The sequence below is a fragment of the Streptomyces sp. NPDC086554 genome, assembly GCF_040686095.1.
Classification (GTDB): Bacteria; Actinomycetota; Actinomycetes; order Streptomycetales; family Streptomycetaceae; genus Streptomyces.
In genome coordinates this window covers 164,030-182,395 of record NZ_JBFBJK010000006.1, presented here as the reverse complement: position 1 = coordinate 182,395, position 18,366 = coordinate 164,030, and the positions used below count along the sequence as shown (strand labels likewise).

At 69.7% G+C, this 18,366-nt stretch carries 17 protein-coding genes and 1 pseudogene; 5 read left to right on the top strand and 13 right to left on the bottom strand.

The genetic code is table 11. The features are described from left to right. Positions 1–110 precede the first annotated feature (110 nt). The 5 genes from rbsD to AB0O76_RS12270 form a co-directional block, all read right to left on the bottom strand. Positions 111–500 carry a D-ribose pyranase gene (gene rbsD / locus AB0O76_RS12290; protein ID WP_365488509.1) on the bottom strand — a complete coding sequence of 130 codons (390 nt, stop codon included), beginning with the start codon at positions 498–500 and terminating at the stop codon, positions 111–113. Further along, a complete protein-coding gene (locus AB0O76_RS12285; protein WP_365488506.1) occupies positions 497–1,420 on the bottom strand; it encodes a ribokinase in 924 nt (307 codons plus the stop codon). Before AB0O76_RS12285 ends, rbsD begins: the two co-directional genes overlap by 4 nt. A 79-nt stretch (positions 1,421–1,499) precedes the next feature. Beyond that, complete coding sequence (locus AB0O76_RS12280; RefSeq protein ID WP_365488503.1) at positions 1,500–3,446, bottom strand: substrate-binding domain-containing protein; 1,947 nt, start codon at positions 3,444–3,446, stop codon at positions 1,500–1,502. Continuing rightward, positions 3,436–4,980 carry a sugar ABC transporter ATP-binding protein gene (locus AB0O76_RS12275; RefSeq protein WP_365488501.1) on the bottom strand — a complete coding sequence of 515 codons (1,545 nt, stop codon included), beginning with the start codon at positions 4,978–4,980 and terminating at the stop codon, positions 3,436–3,438. Before AB0O76_RS12275 ends, AB0O76_RS12280 begins: the two co-directional genes overlap by 11 nt. Then, on the bottom strand, positions 4,977–5,993 hold the full coding sequence (locus AB0O76_RS12270; RefSeq protein WP_365488498.1) for a LacI family DNA-binding transcriptional regulator: 1,017 nt from the start codon (positions 5,991–5,993) through the stop codon (positions 4,977–4,979). Before AB0O76_RS12270 ends, AB0O76_RS12275 begins: the two co-directional genes overlap by 4 nt. A 233-nt stretch (positions 5,994–6,226) precedes the next feature. Between AB0O76_RS12270 and AB0O76_RS12265 the strand changes: the two genes are divergently transcribed. The 3 genes and pseudogenes from AB0O76_RS12265 to AB0O76_RS12255 all read left to right on the top strand — a co-directional run bounded on the left by AB0O76_RS12265 (position 6,227) and on the right by AB0O76_RS12255 (position 7,786). Further along, complete coding sequence (locus tag AB0O76_RS12265; RefSeq protein ID WP_365488495.1) at positions 6,227–6,856, top strand: excalibur calcium-binding domain-containing protein; 630 nt, start codon at positions 6,227–6,229, stop codon at positions 6,854–6,856. Continuing rightward, positions 6,853–6,999, top strand: coding sequence for a hypothetical protein (locus tag AB0O76_RS12260; RefSeq protein ID WP_365488492.1), 147 nt, complete (start codon positions 6,853–6,855; stop codon positions 6,997–6,999). Before AB0O76_RS12265 ends, AB0O76_RS12260 begins: the two co-directional genes overlap by 4 nt. A gap of 122 nt (positions 7,000–7,121) precedes the next feature. Beyond that, positions 7,122–7,786, top strand: a pseudogene (locus AB0O76_RS12255) (NUDIX hydrolase). Here AB0O76_RS12255 and AB0O76_RS12250 read toward each other — a convergent pair. The 4 genes from AB0O76_RS12250 to AB0O76_RS12235 form a co-directional block, all read right to left on the bottom strand. Next, a complete protein-coding gene (locus AB0O76_RS12250) occupies positions 7,671–8,036 on the bottom strand; it encodes a hypothetical protein (RefSeq protein ID WP_365488489.1) in 366 nt (121 codons plus the stop codon). The pseudogene AB0O76_RS12255 and the gene AB0O76_RS12250 overlap by 116 nt on opposite strands. Positions 8,037–8,199: 163 nt before the next feature. Further along, the gene (locus AB0O76_RS12245) at positions 8,200–8,931 is read right to left on the bottom strand and encodes an MFS transporter (RefSeq protein WP_365488486.1); all 732 of its coding nucleotides are present in this window, start codon (positions 8,929–8,931) and stop codon (positions 8,200–8,202) included. Further along, positions 8,928–9,338: a hypothetical protein gene (locus tag AB0O76_RS12240; RefSeq protein ID WP_365488484.1), complete on the bottom strand. Its 411-nt coding sequence runs from the start codon at positions 9,336–9,338 to the stop codon at positions 8,928–8,930. Before AB0O76_RS12240 ends, AB0O76_RS12245 begins: the two co-directional genes overlap by 4 nt. 86 nt (positions 9,339–9,424) lie before the next feature. Next, positions 9,425–10,375, bottom strand: coding sequence for a MerR family transcriptional regulator (locus AB0O76_RS12235; protein ID WP_365488481.1), 951 nt, complete (start codon positions 10,373–10,375; stop codon positions 9,425–9,427). 475 nt (positions 10,376–10,850) lie between these two features. Here AB0O76_RS12235 and AB0O76_RS12230 point away from each other — a divergent pair, with 475 nt between their 5' ends. Next, positions 10,851–11,852: an aldo/keto reductase gene (locus tag AB0O76_RS12230; RefSeq protein WP_365488478.1), complete on the top strand. Its 1,002-nt coding sequence runs from the start codon at positions 10,851–10,853 to the stop codon at positions 11,850–11,852. 27 nt (positions 11,853–11,879) lie between these two features. On the opposite strand, the gene AB0O76_RS12225 is transcribed toward AB0O76_RS12230, so the two are convergent. The 4 genes from AB0O76_RS12225 to AB0O76_RS12210 all read right to left on the bottom strand — a co-directional run bounded on the left by AB0O76_RS12225 (position 11,880) and on the right by AB0O76_RS12210 (position 15,744). Further along, positions 11,880–12,269 (bottom strand): LysR family transcriptional regulator, encoded by a 390-nt coding sequence (locus AB0O76_RS12225; RefSeq protein WP_365488475.1) that lies wholly within the window; start codon positions 12,267–12,269, stop codon positions 11,880–11,882. A 16-nt stretch (positions 12,270–12,285) separates the two neighbouring features. After that, a complete protein-coding gene (locus AB0O76_RS12220) occupies positions 12,286–13,572 on the bottom strand; it encodes a DUF1266 domain-containing protein (RefSeq protein ID WP_365488472.1) in 1,287 nt (428 codons plus the stop codon). A gap of 73 nt (positions 13,573–13,645) precedes the next feature. After that, positions 13,646–14,938 (bottom strand): cytochrome P450, encoded by a 1,293-nt coding sequence (locus tag AB0O76_RS12215; protein ID WP_365488469.1) that lies wholly within the window; start codon positions 14,936–14,938, stop codon positions 13,646–13,648. Continuing rightward, positions 14,935–15,744 carry an alpha/beta hydrolase gene (locus AB0O76_RS12210; RefSeq protein ID WP_365488947.1) on the bottom strand — a complete coding sequence of 270 codons (810 nt, stop codon included), beginning with the start codon at positions 15,742–15,744 and terminating at the stop codon, positions 14,935–14,937. Before AB0O76_RS12210 ends, AB0O76_RS12215 begins: the two co-directional genes overlap by 4 nt. A 213-nt stretch (positions 15,745–15,957) precedes the next feature. Between AB0O76_RS12210 and AB0O76_RS12205 the strand changes: the two genes are divergently transcribed. Beyond that, a complete protein-coding gene (locus AB0O76_RS12205; RefSeq protein ID WP_365488466.1) occupies positions 15,958–18,282 on the top strand; it encodes a GTPase-associated protein 1-related protein in 2,325 nt (774 codons plus the stop codon). Positions 18,283–18,366: the final 84 nt, after the last annotated feature.

Sequence of the window (18,366 nt, the reverse complement as noted above, 5' to 3'; positions counted from 1 at the left end):
GTTCCCCCGGTGTTGTGTGAGAACAACTCTCCGGACGGGGAATGCCCGGCGGCGCGGGCGGAAGCCTTGCCGAGGGCTTGCCGAAACCTTGCAGGCGGCATCCGGGCGGGTTAGAAGAACACCCCGCATCGCAGCAGCACATTCGCGTACGGCGTCGCCTCGCCCGTGCGGATGACCAGGTGGGCGGTCGACGTGAGGTGTTTCAGTTCCTCGTGGGGGACCAGGCGGAGGGGGGTGACGCGGCTGGTCAGGAGGTGGGCCGTGGGAGGGTTCGCCTCGTGGAGTTCCGTGGCCGCCGTGCCGCCCTCCGTCACCAGTTCCGCGAGTACGCCGTCCAGGACCTCGGCGAAGGACGGGACCCCGGCGCGGAAAGCCAGGTCGACCACGCGTCGGCCCGGCGGGATCGGCATGCCCGCGTCGCAGATCAGGACTGTGTGGCCGTGGCCCAACTCGGCTATGGCGCCCGCGAGTTCACGGTTCAGGATGCCGGACTTCTTCACGGCCGGGGCTCGATTTCCTTCGCTGTCGGATACGACTCCTGCGCGCCCCGCCGCGTGACCGACGCCGCGCCCACGCGTGCGGCGAACGCGGCCGCCGTCGGGAGGTCGTCTCCCCGGCCCAGGCGCCAGGCCAGAGCGGCGGTGAAAGCGTCACCGGCACCCGTCGTGTCCACTGCTTCGACCTGTGGACTGGGCACGCGTGCAGGGGAGTTGATGCCGTCCGCCGTCAGGGCGCCCTCCGCGCCGAGGGTGATCACCACCGAGCGTGGGCCGAGGGACAGCAGGGCACGGGCCCAGTCCTCCGGGGTGCCGGAGGACGCTTCGGCGCCCAGGATGTAGCGCGCCTCGTGTTCGTTCACCACCAACGGGTCGCAGGCCGCGAGGACTTCGGGCGGCAGAGGAGCGGGGGGAGAGGGGTTCAGGACGAAACGGGTGTCCCGCGGCAGGGTGCGTACCACCTCCGTGACCGTCTCGATCGGGATCTCCAGTTGCGTCGAGACGACCCGCGACGCGGCGAGCAGGCTGCCCGCCGCGCGGATGTCCTCGGGGGTCAGGCGGGCGTTCGCGCCCGGCGACACGACGATGCTGTTGTCGCCCGACGGGTCGACCGTGATCAGCGCGACGCCGGTGGGCGCCCCGCCGACCAGGACGCCGACCGTGTCCGCGCCCGCCGCGCGCTGCGAGTCGAGCAGGAGCCTGCCGTGCGCGTCGTCGCCGACCCGGGCGAGCAGCGCGGTGCGTGCGCCCAGGCGGGCCGCCGCGACCGACTGGTTCGCGCCCTTGCCGCCGGGGTGCGTCGCGAGGTCGGAGCCGAGCACCGTCTCGCCGGGGGCGGGGCGGCGCTCGACGCCGATCACCAGGTCGGCGTTGGCCGACCCCACGACCAGGAGGTCGTACGAGGCGTCGTCATGGTCGTGCATCGGTGGATCCTGCTCCTGCGTAGGTCGAAGGGCGTAAGGGCGTAAGGGCGTAAGGCGAAGGTACGGCGACGGGGGCCGGTCAGGAGAAGTCGGACACGTTCTTCTTCGTGACCACCTTCACCGGGACCTTCACCATCGAATCGACGTCCTTGCCCCGGGCCGTCCGCACCGCGTTCTGCACGGCGATGCGGCCCAGCTCCTTCGGCTGCTGTGCCACGGACGCGTGGAGCGTGCCCGCCTCAACCGCCTTCAGGCCGTCGGGAGTTCCGTCGAAGCCGACCACCGCGACCGACTTGCCCGCCTTGTCGCCGAGCGCCTTGGCCGCGCCGAGCGCCATCTCGTCGTTCTCGGCGAAGACGCCGTCGATGCCGGGGTTGGACTGGATCAGGTTCGTCATGACGTCCAGGCCCTTGGTGCGGTCGAAGTCCGCGGGCTGCGAGGCGACGACCTCGATGCCCGGGTACTCCTTGAGGCCTTCGGCGAAGCCCTTGCCGCGCTCGCGGCTCGCCGACGTGCCCGCGACGCCCTGCAGCGTGACGATCTTGCCCTTGCCGCCCAGCTTCTCCGCGAGGGTCTTCGCCGCCAGCTTGCCGCCCGCGACGTTGTCGGAGGCCACGAGCGTCGCCGCCTTCGCCTTGTTCACGCCGCGGTCGGCGGCGATCACCGGGATGTCCGACTTGTTGGCGCCGCGCACCGCGGGACCCACCGCGTCCGAGTCGACCGGGTTGACGATGATCGACTTCATGCCTTCGCCGGTGAAGTTCTGCAGCTGGTTGGTCTGTTGGGACGCGTCGTTCTGGGCGTCCGTGACCGTGAGGTCGATGCCGGCCTTCTCGGCCTCGGCCTGCGCTCCCTCCTTCATCTGTACGAAGAAGGGGTTGTTCAGGGTCGAGAGCGACATGCCGATCTTCGTCGTCGTACCGGAGGAGCCGTTGTTGAAGAAGGAGACGGCGCCGACCACGGCCGCCACCAGCGCGGCGGCGATCCCGAGCTTCAGAGCTTGCGGGCCCTTGCGCCCGACGCCGCCGGACGCCCCGGAGGAGGCTCCGGGAGTCGCCCCCGCCTTGCGCCGCAGCGTGTCCAGGAGGACGGCGAGCGCGATGACGACGCCGATCACGACCTGCTGCCAGAAGGCGGACACGGAAAGGAGGTTGAGGCCGTTGCGCAGGACCGCGAGGATCAGCGCGCCGATCAGAGTGCCCGACGCCTTGCCGACGCCGCCCGCCAGGCTCGCGCCGCCGATGACGACCGCGGCGATCGCGTCCAGCTCGTACCCCTGTGCGGCCTGCGGCTGCGCGGAGACCAGACGGGACGCGAGGACGATGCCCGCGACGGCGGCGAAGAGACCGGACAGGCCGTAGATGACGAGCTTCTGCCGCTTGACGCGAAGCCCGGAGAGGCGGGCCGCCTCCTCGTTGCCGCCGATCGCGTACATGGAACGGCCGATGTACGTACGGGCCAGGATGACGGCCGTCACCAGACCCATCGCGATCATCACGATGACCGGGACCGGCAGCCAGCCGCCGATGGTGTCACCGAGGTTGGAGACCGAGTCGGGGAACGGGATCGGGCTGCCCTGCGAGATGACCAGGGAGAGGCCGCGGGCGACCGACAGCATCGCCAACGTCGCGATGAACGGCGGGAGTTTGCCGTACGAGACGAGCAGGCCGTTGACGAAGCCGCACGCCATGCCCGTGCCGACCGCGAGGACGACCGCGAGCCAGACCGGAAGACCCTGTGAAGTCGCCGTCCAGGCAAGGACGGTGGCGGAAAGGGCGGCCACCGAGCCGACCGACAGGTCGATGCCCGCCGAGACGATGACGAAGGTGACACCGAACGCGAGGATCGCGGTCACGGCGGCCTGCACGCCCACATTGAGCAGGTTCTGGGTGGTGAGGAAGTCGCCGGACAGCAGCGACATCGCCACCACCAGGACGACCAGGGCGCTCAGCGCGCCGTTGTCGAGCAGCAGGCGGCGGATACCGGTGGCGCCACCCGCGTTGCTCTTCAGCGTTTCAGTGGCCACGGGAGGCCTTCCCTTCGGTGGTTCCGTTCTGAGGTGCCGTACTGCTGACGCTGCTCACGGCGAGCGCCATCACCGCGTCCTGCGTCGCGTCGTCCGCCGCGAGTTCGCCCGCGATGCGGCCCTGCGCCATGACGAGCACGCGGTCGCTCATGCCGAGGACCTCGGGCAGATCGCTGGAGATCATCAGGACCGCGTGCCCGGAGGCCGTCAGTTCGTTGATGAGCTGGTAGATCTCGACCTTCGCGCCGACATCGATGCCGCGCGTCGGCTCATCGAGGATGAGCACCTTCGTGTCGGCGAGCAGCCACTTCCCGATGACGACCTTCTGCTGGTTGCCGCCGGAGAGCGTGCGCACATGCTGGCCGAGTCCGGCCATCCGCACACCGAGCTGCCCGGCGATCCGCTCCGCGGCGACCCGCTGACCCTTCAGGTCGACGAGCCCGGAACGGGTCGCCGAACGCAGCGTCACCAGACCGAGGTTCTCCTGCACGGAGGCGTCGAGCACGAGCCCCTGGCCCTTGCGGTCCTCCGGTACGAGGCCGATGCCCGCGCCCATCGCGGCGATCACGTCATGCCGGGGCAGCCGCTCACCGCGTACGTCGACCGAGCCCGCGTCGTAAGGATCGGCGCCGAAGACGGCGCGCGCCACCTCGGTGCGCCCGGCGCCCACGAGCCCGGCGAGACCGACGACCTCACCGGCCCGCACCTCGAAGCTGATGTCGTGGAACACACCGTCACGGGTGAGGCCCTCGACGGTGAGCAACGCACCCCCGGCGTCCGGGCGTTCACGCGGATACTGCTGCTCGATGCTGCGGCCCACCATCAGGCGTACGAGCTCGTCCTCGGGCGTCGACGCGGGCACCTGGTCGATGCTGCGGCCGTCGCGCAGGACGGTGACGCGGTCGCCGAGCGCGGCGATCTCCTCCAGGTGGTGGGTGATGAAGACGACGCCGACGCCGTCCGCGCGCAACTGCCGCACGATCGCGAAGAGTTTGTCGACCTCCTCGCTGGTCAGGACGGCGGTCGGCTCATCCATGATCAGTACGCGGGCGTCGAGGCTGAGCGCCTTGGCGATCTCCACCATCTGGAGCCGGGCGATGCCGAGTTCACGCACCTTGGCGCGGGGCGATACCTGCACACCGACCCGCTTGAGGAGCAGCTCTGCGGCCGACTCCATCGCCTTCCGGTCGATCATTCCGAAGCGGCGCGGCTGCCGGCCCAGGAAGATGTTCTCGGCGACCGTCAGGTCGGGCACGAGATTGAACTCCTGGTAGATCGTGGCGATGCCGAGCCGCTCGGCGTCCTGCGCGCCGTGGATGCGGACCTCTTCGCCGTCCACCAGGACGCGGCCGCTGTCGGGGCGGTAGGCGCCGGAGAGCATCTTGATGAGGGTGCTCTTGCCCGCGCCGTTCTCGCCGAGCAGGACATGCACCTCGCCGCGGCGCAGATCGAAGTCGACGGAGTCGAGCGCGACGACGCCGGGGAAGGTCTTGCGTATGGCTTCGATACGCAGCAACTCGTCCTGGCTGCTCACGTGTTGCTCCTCAAGTCGGTGGGGGACTCGCCGCAGGAGCGGCGTACGACGAGATGGGCGGGCAGGGTGACGGACTGCGGGCGCCTGCCCTCGATCCGGTCGGCCAATGCCTGGACGGCGGCCCGCCCCAGATCACCGGTCGGCTGGGCGATCGCCGTGATCGGCGGGTCGGTGTGCACGAACCACGGGATGTCGTCGAACGCCGCGAGCGCGATGTCGTGCGGGACGCGGAGCCCGTGCGCGCGGATCGCGTCGAGCGCGCCGAGCGCCATCAGGTTGTCGGCGGCGAAGACCGCCTCCGGCGGCTCGGGCAGCGCGAGAAACCGCTCGGTGGCCCGGCGGCCGCTGTCGGCCTGGAAGTCGCCCTGCCCGATGTACGCCTCCGGAAGCTCGAGCCCGTACGCCCCGAGCGCGTCCCGGAAGGCCTCGACGCGCTCGCTGCCCGTGGTGGTGGCTGCCGGGCCCGCGATGATGGCGAGCCTGCGGTGACCGAGCCCGTGCAGATGGGCGACCAGGTCACGCACGGCCTGGCGGCCGTCGGCACGGACGACGGGGACGTCCACGCCCGGGATCCACCGGTCCACGAACACCATCGGGGTGCCGGAGCGAGCGGCGTCCAGGATCAGCGGGGAGCCGCCGTCGGTGGGGGAGACCAGGAGCCCGTCGATCCGCCGGTCCAGGAGCGTGCGCACATGGTGGTCCTGCAGCTCGGGCCGCTCGTCGGCGTTGCCGATGATCACGCTGTAGCCGAGCGCGCGGGCCGCCTCCTCGACGGAGCGGGCCAGGGCCGTGAAATACGGGTTCAGTACGTCGCTGATGACCAGGCCGAGGGTGCGGGTCTGGTCGGTGCGAAGGGACCGGGCGACGGCGTTGGGGCGGTAGCCGAGGCTCTCCACCGCGGCGATGACGCGGGCCCGTGCGGCCGGGCTGACCGAGGGGTGACTGTTCAGGACGCGGGAGACCGTGGCAACGGAAACGCCCGCCTCGGCCGCGACGTCCTTGATGCTCGCCATCGCCGTCCACCTCCTTGTGGAATCGATTACACGGAGGATTGGAATCGATTACATGGGTGGGTGGCAAGGGGGTGGTGGGGGAGCGAGATCTGATTGTGATGGTGGGGGCTCAGGTGATCTCCGTCGGCGTGCAGCCACGTCTCCGCCGCGTGCCATGTGGACCACACGTTGCTGACTCGCTGCCCGGCGGCGCACTCTGAGGGGAGGCACACTCGTGTCGTGAGGTGATGCCCATGAGCCGGCTTGTTCATGGGGGAGTCCTGCTGCTGATGGCTGGGGCGATAGGCGTGTGCGGCTGTGGGGGCTCGGACTCGGCGCGCACACAGGGCACGACCACAGCGACCAACACCGTCACCGTCACCGCTGAGCCACCGACATCAGCGCCGACGTCCCCCCAGCAGGCAGTGCCATCGACGGCTTCCGACGCGTCGTCGGTCGTCCGCGAGTACTTCGCTGCCATCAACGCTCAGGACTATCGACGGGCGTGGGACCTCGGAGGCAAGAACCTCTCAGACTCCTACGAAGCCTTCGTGAAGGGATTCGCCGGCACAGCCCATGACACGGTCCACATCCTCCACATGGACGGCGACACCGTCTCGGTCAGGTTGGAGGCCACGCAGACCGACGGCTCAGTGCGGGTCTTCGAGGGCACCTACACGGTCCACGGCGGCACGATCATCGGGGCTGACCTGCGCGAGGTGACTGGGCCGGAGCCGCAGCCCAGCGAAAGCTCCCCGTACTTCGAGAACTGCGACGAGGCACGGGCCGCAGGCGTCACACCGCTGCATGAGGGCGACCCGGGCTACGCACCGCATCTCGACCGGGACGGCGACGGTACGGCTTGCGAACGGCGCGTTCCGTGAACCGCACAGTCCTCGGTGCCCGAGCGGCACAGCTCGGCGGGCAGTACAGCAGCCAAGTGCGCACCGGCCACACGCAGGCCAAGCACCCTCGGCGGCACATCGCCCACATCCACCGCACCACAGCCCACGACCACAATGGGTGAACACGCGCCCCGAAGAACCCGGCCGACATCGCTGACAGCCGCCGCCAGTGTCATGACGCGGCGGACGGCTTCTCGTCGGAGTGACATGCTGGAAGCCGCACCGGCGAGAGGGAGTTGGGCTCATGCAGTGGACCGTCCATGGCGAGCGGCAGATCTACAACAACCCGTGGGTCAACCTGTGGCTCGTGGACGTACAGCAGCCGGACGGCCGCCGCTGGGAGCACCACGCGTACGGATGCGGCACCTGGCGGTCGCCGCCGTGGTCGACGACCAGAAGCGCGTGCTCATGATGTGGCGGCACCAGTTCATCACGGACACCTGGGGCTGGGAACTTCCCATGGGCCTCATCGAGGCGGACGAGACTCCGGAGCAGGCCGCTGCCCGCGAGGTCGAAGAGGAGACCGGCTGGCGGGTCGAGGCCATCAAGCCGCTCGTGTACGCCCAGCCGGCGAACGGCATCACCGACTCCGAGCACCATGTCTTCCGCGCCGACGGAGCGACGTATGCCGGGCCTCCGACCGAGCCGAATGAGTCGGACCGGATCGAGTGGATCCCCATCTCGGAGGTTCGCGGAATGATCGACCGCCGGGAGATCGTCAGCAGCGGCAGCACCCCCGCCCGGCTCCATGCCGGACAGAGGCGCTTTCGTCATCCGCCGGTGGGCTGTTCGTTCAGCTCGTCGACTTCTCGATCGCCTCGAAGATGTCCGAGTCGGTCGCCTTCTGCCAGTCCGGCAGGTTCGCCCAGTCGGCCACATAGCCAGGCTTCGGGTCCTCGAAGTGCTTGAACATCTGGGCCGTCCAGCACGTCGCGACGAATCGGCCCTTCTGTTCCCGCGTCAGCCGCGACGCGTGGCCGGCACTCACGGTGAGGAACTGGCGCACCTGTTCATACACGGCGCCCGCGGCCTGCCGCTCCCATTCCGGGGTGTCCTCCCAGGGGGTCACGTAGCCCGGCTTCGGCTCACCCGGGAAGTGCTCGCGCACGCTCGCGATCCATGTCTCGCGGAACAGTCGCGCACCATCGGTCTGCGACATGCCAACCCCTCTCGTCACGTCGTGCTCAAAGCGGCGATCTCGGCTCCGAGTTCTGCCACTCGGGCATCACGCGTCAAGGGGCCGAGTTCGTTACGTGACCTGGACTTGGGCGTCTTCGCCTCGGCATCACTTGTGACCTTCAGAGCTTCACGGCGTCGAATCTTCAGCGGTATCTGGCACAAGTGGCCCCAGCGAGGGCAGCCGTCACGATCAGCACGGGGACGAGCACGAGCGCCGTCGGGCTTCCTTTCGCATCGGCGAGGTGGGCGAACACGGCTGCCCCTGCTGCACCGCCGACCATGTCGAGGGTACTGAGCCAGGACATGGTCTCGGTGACCTGCCCAGCCGGGGCCAGATCGCCTCCCGTGGTGCGCAGGACGGCAAAGAGAGACCCGATGACGAGGCCGGCGACCGGGCACACCATGAGGACCGCCATCGGGGAGAGCCGTGCGGCCACTGCCAGAGCGGCACATCCGAGGGCGAAGAGGCCGAGCAGGACGGGAAGTGCGAGCCCGCGCGGCAGCCGCTTCGTGGCCGTGCCCAGAGCAAAGCTCCCCACAACGCTGCCGACTGCCAGGCTGCCCAGATACAAGCCGGTCAGTTCGGCCGCGTGCTCCTGGCGCGCGTAGACCGGAAGCACTACGTCCACGGCCGTCACAGCCATGACGAAGAGCGCATCTGCGGCCAGCAGCCGTCGCAGCGGCGACGACGCCAAAGGCCCCAGCCAATGCCCAGCTGCGGCCGAAGGCGCGAGGCTAGCAGAGGAATTGAACACCACGAGTGTGACGGTGGTGACCGTCATCGCCGTGATGGCCGCATACGGCAGGAGAGGCGAGAGCGACAGGCTGAGCCAGCTGGCGAGCACTGGACCGACGATGAGCGCGGCACCCATCATGGAGCGTCGAGCGCCATGGCCGTGTTCAGGGTTGTGCTGGTGGTGACGCTGTGCCAGACGGAACGCATCATGACGGCGACGGGTGGAGCAGTCGCGCCGACGGCTGCGGCCAGTGAGCAGATCAGTGTGGCGTTACCGCCGCTCCGCACTGTCAGGATCACGGCGATGGTGGCGGTGAGATGGGCGGCAAGGCAGCTGAGCAGGACCGGGCGGACCGGATATCGGTCGATGAGCCGTCCGCGCAACGGCGCGGTCAGGCCCTGGCCGAGGGTGGAGCAGCTCACCGCCAGTCCGGCGGTCCCGTACGAGTAGGCGCTGCTGACCAGGAGCAGCAGACTCAGGCTGGTCATGCTCGCGGCCAGTTTCGACGTCATGCCGATGGTGGCCAGCCGCCAGAAGCCGGGCACGCGCATCAAGGTCCGGTAGTCGGTAAAGAACCGATACGGGGCCGGGTGGCCTGATCTTGTGGCGTCGGGCGTGGCGCGTGCGCGGCTCACCGCTGCGGTATCCGGGTACGGAGTGCCTCGGCGGACCAGGTGAGCGCGGGCGCCAGGCTCCCGGAGGCCGGCCAGCCGTTGATGACGGCCACCAAGGACAGGTACTGATCCCGGCGCGGGTCGTTCATCTGCTCCAGCCGGGCAGCAAGGCGCAAGTAGAGGGCACGGGGATCGTGTGAAGCCGGGCTGCCAAGGATGCGTGCATAGTGGGCCGCGAGTGCGGTGACGATCGGCTCCGCTTCGGCCGAGTCCGGTTCGACACCGTCCTCCAGGGCCGGTGCCACCTGGGCCCGGACAGCTTCGGCGAGGATCCGGGGCAGGCCCGTGGCGTCGTCCGGGGCCCGATCGGCTGCCAGATCCTGGGCCATGCCGCGCAACGTGAAGTGGAAATCGCGGTCCTGGAACAGCTCTGCCAGCTCCACCCACGCCTCGATCTGCTCGGGTTCGGGCTCCTCGGGCAGCTCGGGGGTCAACGAGCGGGTGACCGCCGCGAACGCGGGGTGATCTTGCAGGCCGTCGAACACGGCACCGAGGAAGTCGTCGACCAGACACTGCCGTTCGGCTTCCGACAGACGCGCCAACTTGTGCATGAGGTCCAGCTCCTGGGGAGTCGAGCCGCGCCGGGCCACCGCCATGAGCACGGCGCGGCGCTGCCGCAGGACACGGATCTGCACCTCCAGTGCCTCGGCGTGCGTGGCCGCGACATCTGTCAGCGAGACCTCCCGATCCATGACCTTGCGGATCGTGGCCAGGTTGATTCCCAACTCACGCAGGGTGCACACGAGTTCGATGCGCACGATGGCATCGACACCGTACCGGCGGTATCCCGCAGGAGTGCGGTCGGTTGGTGGCACGATCCCGGCGTCTGCGTAGAACCGGATGGCCTTCACTGTCAGACCCGTCCGCCGAGCCAGGTCACCGATCGAATAGAGCGTCTCGCTGTTCATGCCCCTACCCTCACGTCTCCCCCTACGGGAGACTCAAGCCTCACTGCCACCAGGCTGGCCTAATCGGCAAAGATTGCGGAGGCGATCGGATGCGGGAGGAGTAGTCGTCCTGTGCGGCAGCCCCTCGTGACGGGGTTCAAAAGATGGGCCGGTGACGGGGATCTCCCAGTCACCGCCATGCGGAACCCAATCTCCCTTGGGGTCGATGGCGCGGATGCGCTTCACGATTCCGTCGACGACGTAGACCATCGCCTTGGCCCGCGGGCGCTTGTGGTCGGCCAGGGGGCGGGTGATCGAGATCCAGGATGGCCTGCTCGCCCTGCAGCCCTATATGGACACGAAGGCCGAAGAGCTCGTAGATGTCGAGCCCGTGGGCATTGAGCCCTACCAGACCATTAGATACTCAGACGAAGTGTCGTGGCTGCTCAGCATCGCTCAAGCGTATGCACGCACACCGACTGGAGAGGTGCGCTAAATGAAGCCCCGAAAACTGGGAAGCACGGGCCCCGAAGTGGCGCCCATCGGTCTCGGCTGCATGGGCATGTCGGTGGCCTATGGAGTGCCCGATGACAACGAGTCGTTCCGTACGCTCGACCTGGCCGTCGAGCTCGGAGTCTCGCTCCTCGACACGGCGGATGCCTATGGGCGCGGCGCCAACGAAGAGCTCCTGGGACGCTGGCTCCAGGAGCGCCCTGGACACCGCGACCATGTGGTGCTCTCCACCAAATTCGGGCTCCGCCACAACGCCGCCACAGGGCGGGTCGACGAGGTCGACACCTCAGCGGCGTATGTGCGGTCCGCCTGCCACGCCTCGCTGCGCCGCCTCGGCGTCGACCACATTGACCTCTTCTCCGCGCACCGCCGCGACCCCGCGGTCCCCATCGAGGAGACGGTGGGCGCCCTGGCTGAGCTGGTGCATGAGGGAACGGTCGGCTACCTCGGCCTCAGCGAGGTCAGCCCCGATACGCTGCGCAGAGCCCACGCCGTCCACCCCATCAGCGCCGTGCAGCTCGAGTACTCGCTGTTCACCCGTGACGTGGTCGAGGGCAACATGCTCAACACCTGCCGCGAGCTTGGCATCGCCGTTGTGGCGTACTCCCCCCTTGGCAGGGCGATGCTCACCGGCAGCGTCTTGTCTCGCACGGACCTGACCGAGAACGACAACCGCAGACGCTGGCCGCGCTTCTCCGAAGAGAACCTCCAGCACAATCTGACGCTCGTGGACGCCATCCGAAGCGTAGCCGGGCAGATCGGCTGCACCCCTGCGCAAGCGGCACTTGCCTGGCTGCTCGCTCAGGGCGACGACATCGTGCCCATCCCTGGAACCAAACGACGGCGCTATCTGGATGAGAACACCTCGGCTGCCGGGATAGTCCTGAGCGCCGAACAGAGCGACCTGCTGCGCCGTGCGGTGCCCGACGGTTCGGTGGCCGGGGAGCGCTACCCGGCACAGGCACTGGCCCGCCTCGGGCGATGAGGGCATTTGGCGGACGAAGAGCAATGCTCAGATTCTGTGGATCGGCCCGGGGAGGCGTACCTGCCCGAGTGATCGATCGACGGGTATCGAGTACGCTCTCGTTACCGCGCGGGTCGGAAGGTGAAGTAGGCCGCCGACGAGGCGCCCGGTGCGCATTGTCCTGATGAGCACGCTGCTCACACATGGCGAATGCCCAAGCAAAAGCACCGTCTTCAGCGAGGCCAGATCCGGCACACCGGTCTCCAGGAGCAGTCCCGTGGCCTGTTCGAGCGGGTCGCCGAAGGCCCGTCTCAGCCGGGCCAGGGGCTGGCTCATGGTGGGCGTGGAGGTACGCATCCGCTCCGCGGCTCCGGAGACGCTGCCCTCCTCCAGTAATGCGTCGAGGGCGATGAGGAGGTTCAGGTCCACAGATTTCATCTGACGCAACCTCCGGCTATCGGGATTGTTCGCGGAACGGCACCGTCAGCCACGGACTGTCCGGGTCCGAGATCAGTTCCCGGTGAGCGTGAAGCACCGTCGTGTACCAGTCACCGAAGTGCTCTTCGTCGAAGTGCAGGCACCGGCCGAGGACGTATCCGGCGGAGAACTCCTCCCAGGAGCCGTACGCCGACTGCGCCGCGTGGCCCGCGCGCTCGATGGCCTCGTGCAGCTCGGCGTGCGTGGCGTAGCGCGCGCCCCTGCCCCAGCGGGCCATCTTGGAGGCGCGGCCGATGTCCCACGCGGCGACGGAGGTGACATGGCCTTCGGCCGGCAGGAGGTCGTCGGCGCGGAAGCGGGACTCGTAGCGCAGCACCTTGCCCACCAGGCCGCGCAGTGCGGCGACGAAGTCGTCCAGGTCCGGGTCGTCGCCCGGCTTGTGCGGGGAGTCGGGCCCCTCCGTCTCGAACACGCGGTTGCGGATGGTCACTTCCACGCACTTGCGCCACAGCTCGGGGTCGACACGGGGGCCGTACCGCTCGATCAGCGAGGTGCGTGCGCCGAGCACGAAGTCCCAGTACCAGGGGCTGACTTCACGGTTCAGGAGCCGCTCCTGGACGCCGAGCCAGTCATCACGGTCGCGTACGCCCCACCACTCCTCCAGGCGCTCGACCTCGGAGTGGTAGCCCGCGCCGTGCCAGTCGAGGGTGTTCCAGGCGTCGCCGTTGGCGAAGCAGAGGTGGGCGCCGCAGGCAAGGCCGCGCAGCAGGGTGACGGAGTCGGGCGCCCCGGTGCGGCGGGTGTCGATGCGGTCCATGAGCCGCTCGGAGTCGTAGTTCGCCTCGTGCAGATCCGCCCAGACCTCCCGCTCGTCGTCGGTCGTCAGGAAGAACTGCTGGCATGGAGTTGCCGCGTTGACCACCAAGATGTCGATGTCGTCCGGGAGTTCGTTCGCCAGCGTGCCGAGCGTGACGAACTCGTACACCACCTCCGGATGCGGCCGCGGCAGCACGCCCGCGGTGTACATCTGCGCCACCTTGCGGCCGTCCGGGACGTCGACGGTGAGGACGGGGCGTTCCGTCGCGCCCGCCGCCACGTCGGTCATCGCCACCGGGCGGTAGAGGCCCGTGACGGAAATGGCCCGGAGATAGGTGTAGGCGTCGTCGGCCTCGGCGAGTTCGTAGAGGTGCTCTTCCAGGTCGGCGGGCGCCTGCCAGGGAGTTCCGTCGTCCGGCGCGTCGAGGTTGGGGAAGATGTCGTCGTGGTACTCGTCCTCGGCTGCGGGGACGGCTGCGCCGTGCATGCGGGAGTCTCCGTGGTGGGCGGCGCGCGGGGTCGGCGCGCGGGGTTCGCGGTGGATCTTGAACCGTATCGAACTACGCCTTCGGCACCTGGACCGGCACCGACTTCAGGCCGTTGATGAAGTTGGAGACCAGGCGCCGCGGTGTCCCCGCCAGGTCGGCAGGGGCGCTCCAGACGGTGCGGAACTCCTCGTACAGGACACGGAGTTGGAGGCGTGCGAAATGTGCGCCCAGGCAGACGTGCGGGCCCTCACCGAAGGAGACGTGGGGATTGGGGGTGCGGGACAGGTCAAGGCGGTGCGGGTCGGTGAAGACGCGCTCGTCGTGGTTGGCCGATGCGTGGAAGACGACCACCTTGTCCCCGGCGCGGATGGTGCTGCCCGCGAGCTGTGTGTCGCGGGTGGCCGTGCGGCGGAAGGTGAGCACGGGCGGGTGGTGGCGCAGCAGCTCGTCCACCGCCGTGGCGATCGGGGCGTCCCCCTCGCGCAGGCGGCGGTACTCGTCCGGGTGCTCCATGAGCGCGAGAAGGCCACCGGGCGCCGCGCTGCGTACGGTGTCGTTGCCCGCGACCGTGAGCAGGAAGAAGAACATCTCCAGCTCGGGGGCGGTCAGTTCGGGCTCGGTGGCGAGGGTCGTCATGATGTCGTCCGTGGGCGCGCGGCGCTTGTGGGCCGCCAGGTCCTGCGCATAGCCGAACATGTCGCGCAGCATCGCGGGGGAGCGCGGGTTGACCGGCTTTCCGTCCGCGTCGAGGATCAACTCGCCTGCCTCGTCGGGATCCTGGTAGCCGATCACGCGTTGCGTCCAGTGCAGCAGCAGGCCGCGGTCGGCCTCGGGGACGCCGAGGAGATCGGAGAGATTGAGCAGTGCGTAGTCGTCGGTGACGTCGGTGACCAGATCGCAGGTGCCGTCGCCTGCGCGCGCCCGGTCCAGCGCGGCGGCGAGCAGGGTGCGGGCCCGGTCGCGGGCCAGGGACTCGAAGCGCTCCAGGCGTCCGGGCGTGAAGGCGCGGCTGACGAGGCGGCGCAACCTGCCGTGCTCCGGGGGATCCTGATTGAGCATCATGCGGCGGATGAACGGCAGGTCGTCCGGGTCGGGGTCGCGGATCTGGGTGGCGCCCAGGTGCGAGGAGTAGCTGCCGGAGTCCCGCAGCACGCGGACGACGTCCGCGTGCCGGGTCACCGCCCAGAAGCCGGGTCCCGCGGGCCAGTCGAGCACCTGCGGCTCGTCCTGCCAGGCGACAGGGTGCCGGTCGCGGAGCAGGCGATAGCGGTCGTGCGGGACCCCGGACGCGTACTGCCGAGGGTCGAACACATCGGGTACGGCGGTGAGTTCATCGTCTCCCGAAGGAGGAGTCCGTACGCTCATGACGAACCGTCGCGCCCCGAACCGTCCTCGCCGCCCGCGTCATCCGCCCGCAGGAAGTCCTCCACGGCGCCGACGAGCGCGAGCGGAGTCTCGTCCATCGCGTAGTGGCCCGCCTCGGCGAGCTCGACGAGCTCGGCGCGCGCGTACCAGCTCAGCCAGGTCCGGCGCATCAGCTCCGCCCCCAGGGCGGGGTCAAGGGCACCGACCACCGCGAGTGCCGGCACGGTCGAGCCCTCGATCCGGTCGTGGAAGTCCTCGCGCGCCCAGGAGTCCAGCCAGGCGCGGAAGGCCTTGGCGTCGCTGACCGTGAGGGAGCGCTCCATCATGCGGTCGAGCCAGGCCGCGGGCCGGGTCCCGCCGGTGGTGACGTCGATGATCGCGCGGCGGTTCTGCGGCAGACGATCGGCCTCGGCGAACAGCTCCCACTGGTCCGGGGGAAGGTCAAGTCCGGACGCGGGCACGGGAGATACCCCGACCAGCCTGCGCACCCGGTGCGGTGCGAGCGCCAGGACGCGCTGGGCGACGCCGGCGCCCATGGAGTGGCCGATCAGCGAGAAGCGGTCCCAGCCGAGGCGGTCCGCGAGCGCGACGACATCGGCGGCCCCCTCGGAGGTCGTGTACGCGCCGACGGCGTCCTTCGCCTCCCCGTACCCGCGCAGATCGACCACCGCGTACTGGAACGAGGCGAGGTCGAGGTCCGCGAGCACCGGCGCATACGCCGAGCGGTCGGCGAGCCAGCCGTGCACGGCGAACACCTTGTGCGGCCCTTCGCCGAGCAGGACATGGGGGAGGGGGAAGGAGGGCAGGGAGGCCACGTCGACTCCGATCGCCGGTACGGAAAGGGCCGTTCACAGGGCCGTTCGTGGCGGCCCGTGACCACCGTGGCCGCAACCCGTCGGTACCGCAAGGGCGCACCGCGTCGCCCGGAACGGGACCTTCGCGCGCCGAGTGATTCCCGAGGAAGGGGGAAACTTGGCGGACGGCCTGCGATCGGGGCGTGCGGATGGTCAGAATGTGGCATGGCCATCCGCCGCCTCAGTTACCGGCTCGACGAGGAGCCGGACACCGGAGCCGTCCGTCTGATTCCCGCACCGCCGGGACCGCAGGAGCAGGAGCAGGAGAAGCAGCAGACAGAACAGCCCCTGGAATGCCTGGAGTTGGCCGAATACGTCCTCGCTGTGGGCCACCGTCATGGGCTCAGCCGCAGCAGGCTCCCCGGCGGCGGCAGCCTCCTCTGCGCTACGGACGCCGAACAGCGGATCGACGCCGTGTATGCCGACTCCGTGGACGAACTACCCCCATTCCCGGGCGACTTGGGCACCGAACAGCTCATCGCCTTCGCCCGCGAGCACGCCTCCCGTGTCGAGCCCTTCCTCGCCGATGTGCACCGCCTCTTCGGTGAGCGCGCCGGGCGCCAGATCGTCGTCGCCGAGCACGACCCGGAGACCGTGGCCCACTGGGTCGCCCTCGCCTGCGCCTCGCTGCCTCACGCGTACGCCGTGTCGCTGACGTTCAGCACCTGGGCCGACGCCCCGCGGCGCGCACCGCAGCAGATCATCGGCATCGGCCCGGACGCGGACTTCGACCGCTTCCACGGCCCGACGCTCGACCACCTCTACCGCGTGCACGACGGCCTTGACGGCCAGGGCAGTTCACCCCTCGCCGACACCTGGGCCGAGGTGACCGCCAAGGAATGGATCGAGGGCAATCCGCCCGAGCCGCCGTCCGACGGGGGCGACCCGTTCGGTGTGACCCGGCCGCCGCTCGACGTGGGCAAGCTCCTTGCCATGTCCGACGCCACCCGGCGCGAAGCCGTCCAGGCCCACGCCGAGACCGTGCGACAGGAGCCCGCGGTCAGTCCCGTCGTCGACGAGCTGTACCTGCTCTGCGAGGAGCTCGGCGGCGCCGACCCCGCCGCGGCCGAACCCCTAGCGATCGCCCTCGTCCGCCATTACGTGGCGGTCGCCGAGGCCCAGGAGACCCTGCCCGACATCGCGGCCTGCGAACGGCTGCCGCTGAGCACCGATGCCTGGCAGCGGCTGCGCGCGGAGTTCGGGGAGCGCGCGGACGAGGTGCTGCGGGGCAAGGTGCGGCGCGACCCCATGGGCAAGTGGACCCAGCCGCTGCGGCTCGCGCTCGCCCTGGGCGCCGAGTCGGGGCGTGGGCTCCAGGGGCGTGGGCTCCAGGATGCGACGGAGCGGCTCGCCCGCGCCCTGCTCAACCCCGGGCGGCGCGAGTGCGCGGAGGCCGTCGAGGTCCTGGAGGCCCTTGGCCACCCGCGCCTGACCCGGCAGGTCCTGAATCGGCTCGGCGGCGACCTCACGAAACACAAGCTGGACCAGCTGCGGGGCCTGGCCAACGCGCCCCAGGGCGCATGGCTGCTGCGGAACATCGACGACGCGCCGCTCGTCGTCAGCATCGCCGAAGCGGCCGCGCGCTTGAGCAGGGAGCCCGGCGGTCCGCGCGGCGCCGAGCTCTTCGCGGCGCTGACCGAGCTGCTGCCCGGGCGGCGGGTGAACGACGCGGACACGCTGTGGCTGCTGTGGCGGCTGGTTTGGGGCGGCCGGCAGCCCGACCTTGCCGATGTGCAGCGGGTCGCCCGCGCCTGCACGGCGCGTCTGATCATCGACGCGGGCTTCGCGATCCAGCTCACGGGCTGGCTCAGGGCCCCGGAGCGGATCGACGCCGAGCTGATCGAACTGGCAAGGAGCCTGCTGGGCGGGAACGTGAATTTGCGCGGGATGGAGCGCGCGACCGCCGAACTCATCGTGCTGGCGCAGGACTTCGCCGACGGCGAGATCCCCGTGGAGTATGCCGTCGGTCAGCTCGGCGACAAGTTCGAGCAGGCGAAGCCCCTCAACATCGTCCTGCGGGAAGGGACCGGCGCGCTGGTCGCACTCGGGCTCGCCGGGGTGGATCCGGTCGAGCTGTGCCGCTCACCGGGCCTGAACTTCCTGGTGGGCGCGGACAACGACGTACTGCACCCCTACCGCTCGCACCTCCTCGCCGCCGACACGCGTGAGCGGATGATCCAAGACCTGCCCCACCGGCCCGACCGGATCGCGGCGCTCTACTACGCGTGGCGCCCCCGTCAGGGGCGCGGCGTCACGGTGGACTGGCAGCGCGCCGCCGAGCAGCTGCTCACGCAGGTGCTCGCGCCCGTGGTGCCCCGGCTCAACGAATGGACGCTGGGGCAGGTCGCCACGGAGATCGCCCGGCTCTCGCCCGAGCGGGCACACGAGCGCGTCCAGGAGTGGAACGCGTGGCTCTACGGCCAGCGGCGCGCCCAACCACCCAGCTACGGACCCGGCCCCGGCCCTGGCCCGGGGCACCAGCACCACTGAGCATCGATCCACCGATCCACCGAACCACTGATCCACCGAACCACTGATCCACGAGAGGACCAGCGTGCGGAAAACCGAGACCAG

What these genes read in the sequence shown, in the direction of transcription:
- AB0O76_RS12285 (WP_365488506.1), bottom strand. Translation starts at nt 1,420, where the DNA reads ATGCACGACCATGACGACGCCTCGTACGACCTCCTGGTCGTGGGGTCG.
- AB0O76_RS12270 (WP_365488498.1), bottom strand. Translation starts at nt 5,993, where the DNA reads ATGGCGAGCATCAAGGACGTCGCGGCCGAGGCGGGCGTTTCCGTTGCC.
- AB0O76_RS12265 (WP_365488495.1), top strand. Translation starts at nt 6,227, where the DNA reads ATGAGCCGGCTTGTTCATGGGGGAGTCCTGCTGCTGATGGCTGGGGCG.
- AB0O76_RS12250 (WP_365488489.1), bottom strand. Translation starts at nt 8,036, where the DNA reads ATGTCGCAGACCGATGGTGCGCGACTGTTCCGCGAGACATGGATCGCG.
- AB0O76_RS12245 (WP_365488486.1), bottom strand. Translation starts at nt 8,931, where the DNA reads ATGATGGGTGCCGCGCTCATCGTCGGTCCAGTGCTCGCCAGCTGGCTC.
- AB0O76_RS12235 (WP_365488481.1), bottom strand. Translation starts at nt 10,375, where the DNA reads ATGAACAGCGAGACGCTCTATTCGATCGGTGACCTGGCTCGGCGGACG.
- AB0O76_RS12230 (WP_365488478.1), top strand. Translation starts at nt 10,851, where the DNA reads ATGAAGCCCCGAAAACTGGGAAGCACGGGCCCCGAAGTGGCGCCCATC.
- AB0O76_RS12225 (WP_365488475.1), bottom strand. Translation starts at nt 12,269, where the DNA reads ATGAAATCTGTGGACCTGAACCTCCTCATCGCCCTCGACGCATTACTG.
- AB0O76_RS12220 (WP_365488472.1), bottom strand. Translation starts at nt 13,572, where the DNA reads ATGCACGGCGCAGCCGTCCCCGCAGCCGAGGACGAGTACCACGACGAC.
- AB0O76_RS12215 (WP_365488469.1), bottom strand. Translation starts at nt 14,938, where the DNA reads ATGAGCGTACGGACTCCTCCTTCGGGAGACGATGAACTCACCGCCGTA.
- AB0O76_RS12205 (WP_365488466.1), top strand. Translation starts at nt 15,958, where the DNA reads ATGGCCATCCGCCGCCTCAGTTACCGGCTCGACGAGGAGCCGGACACC.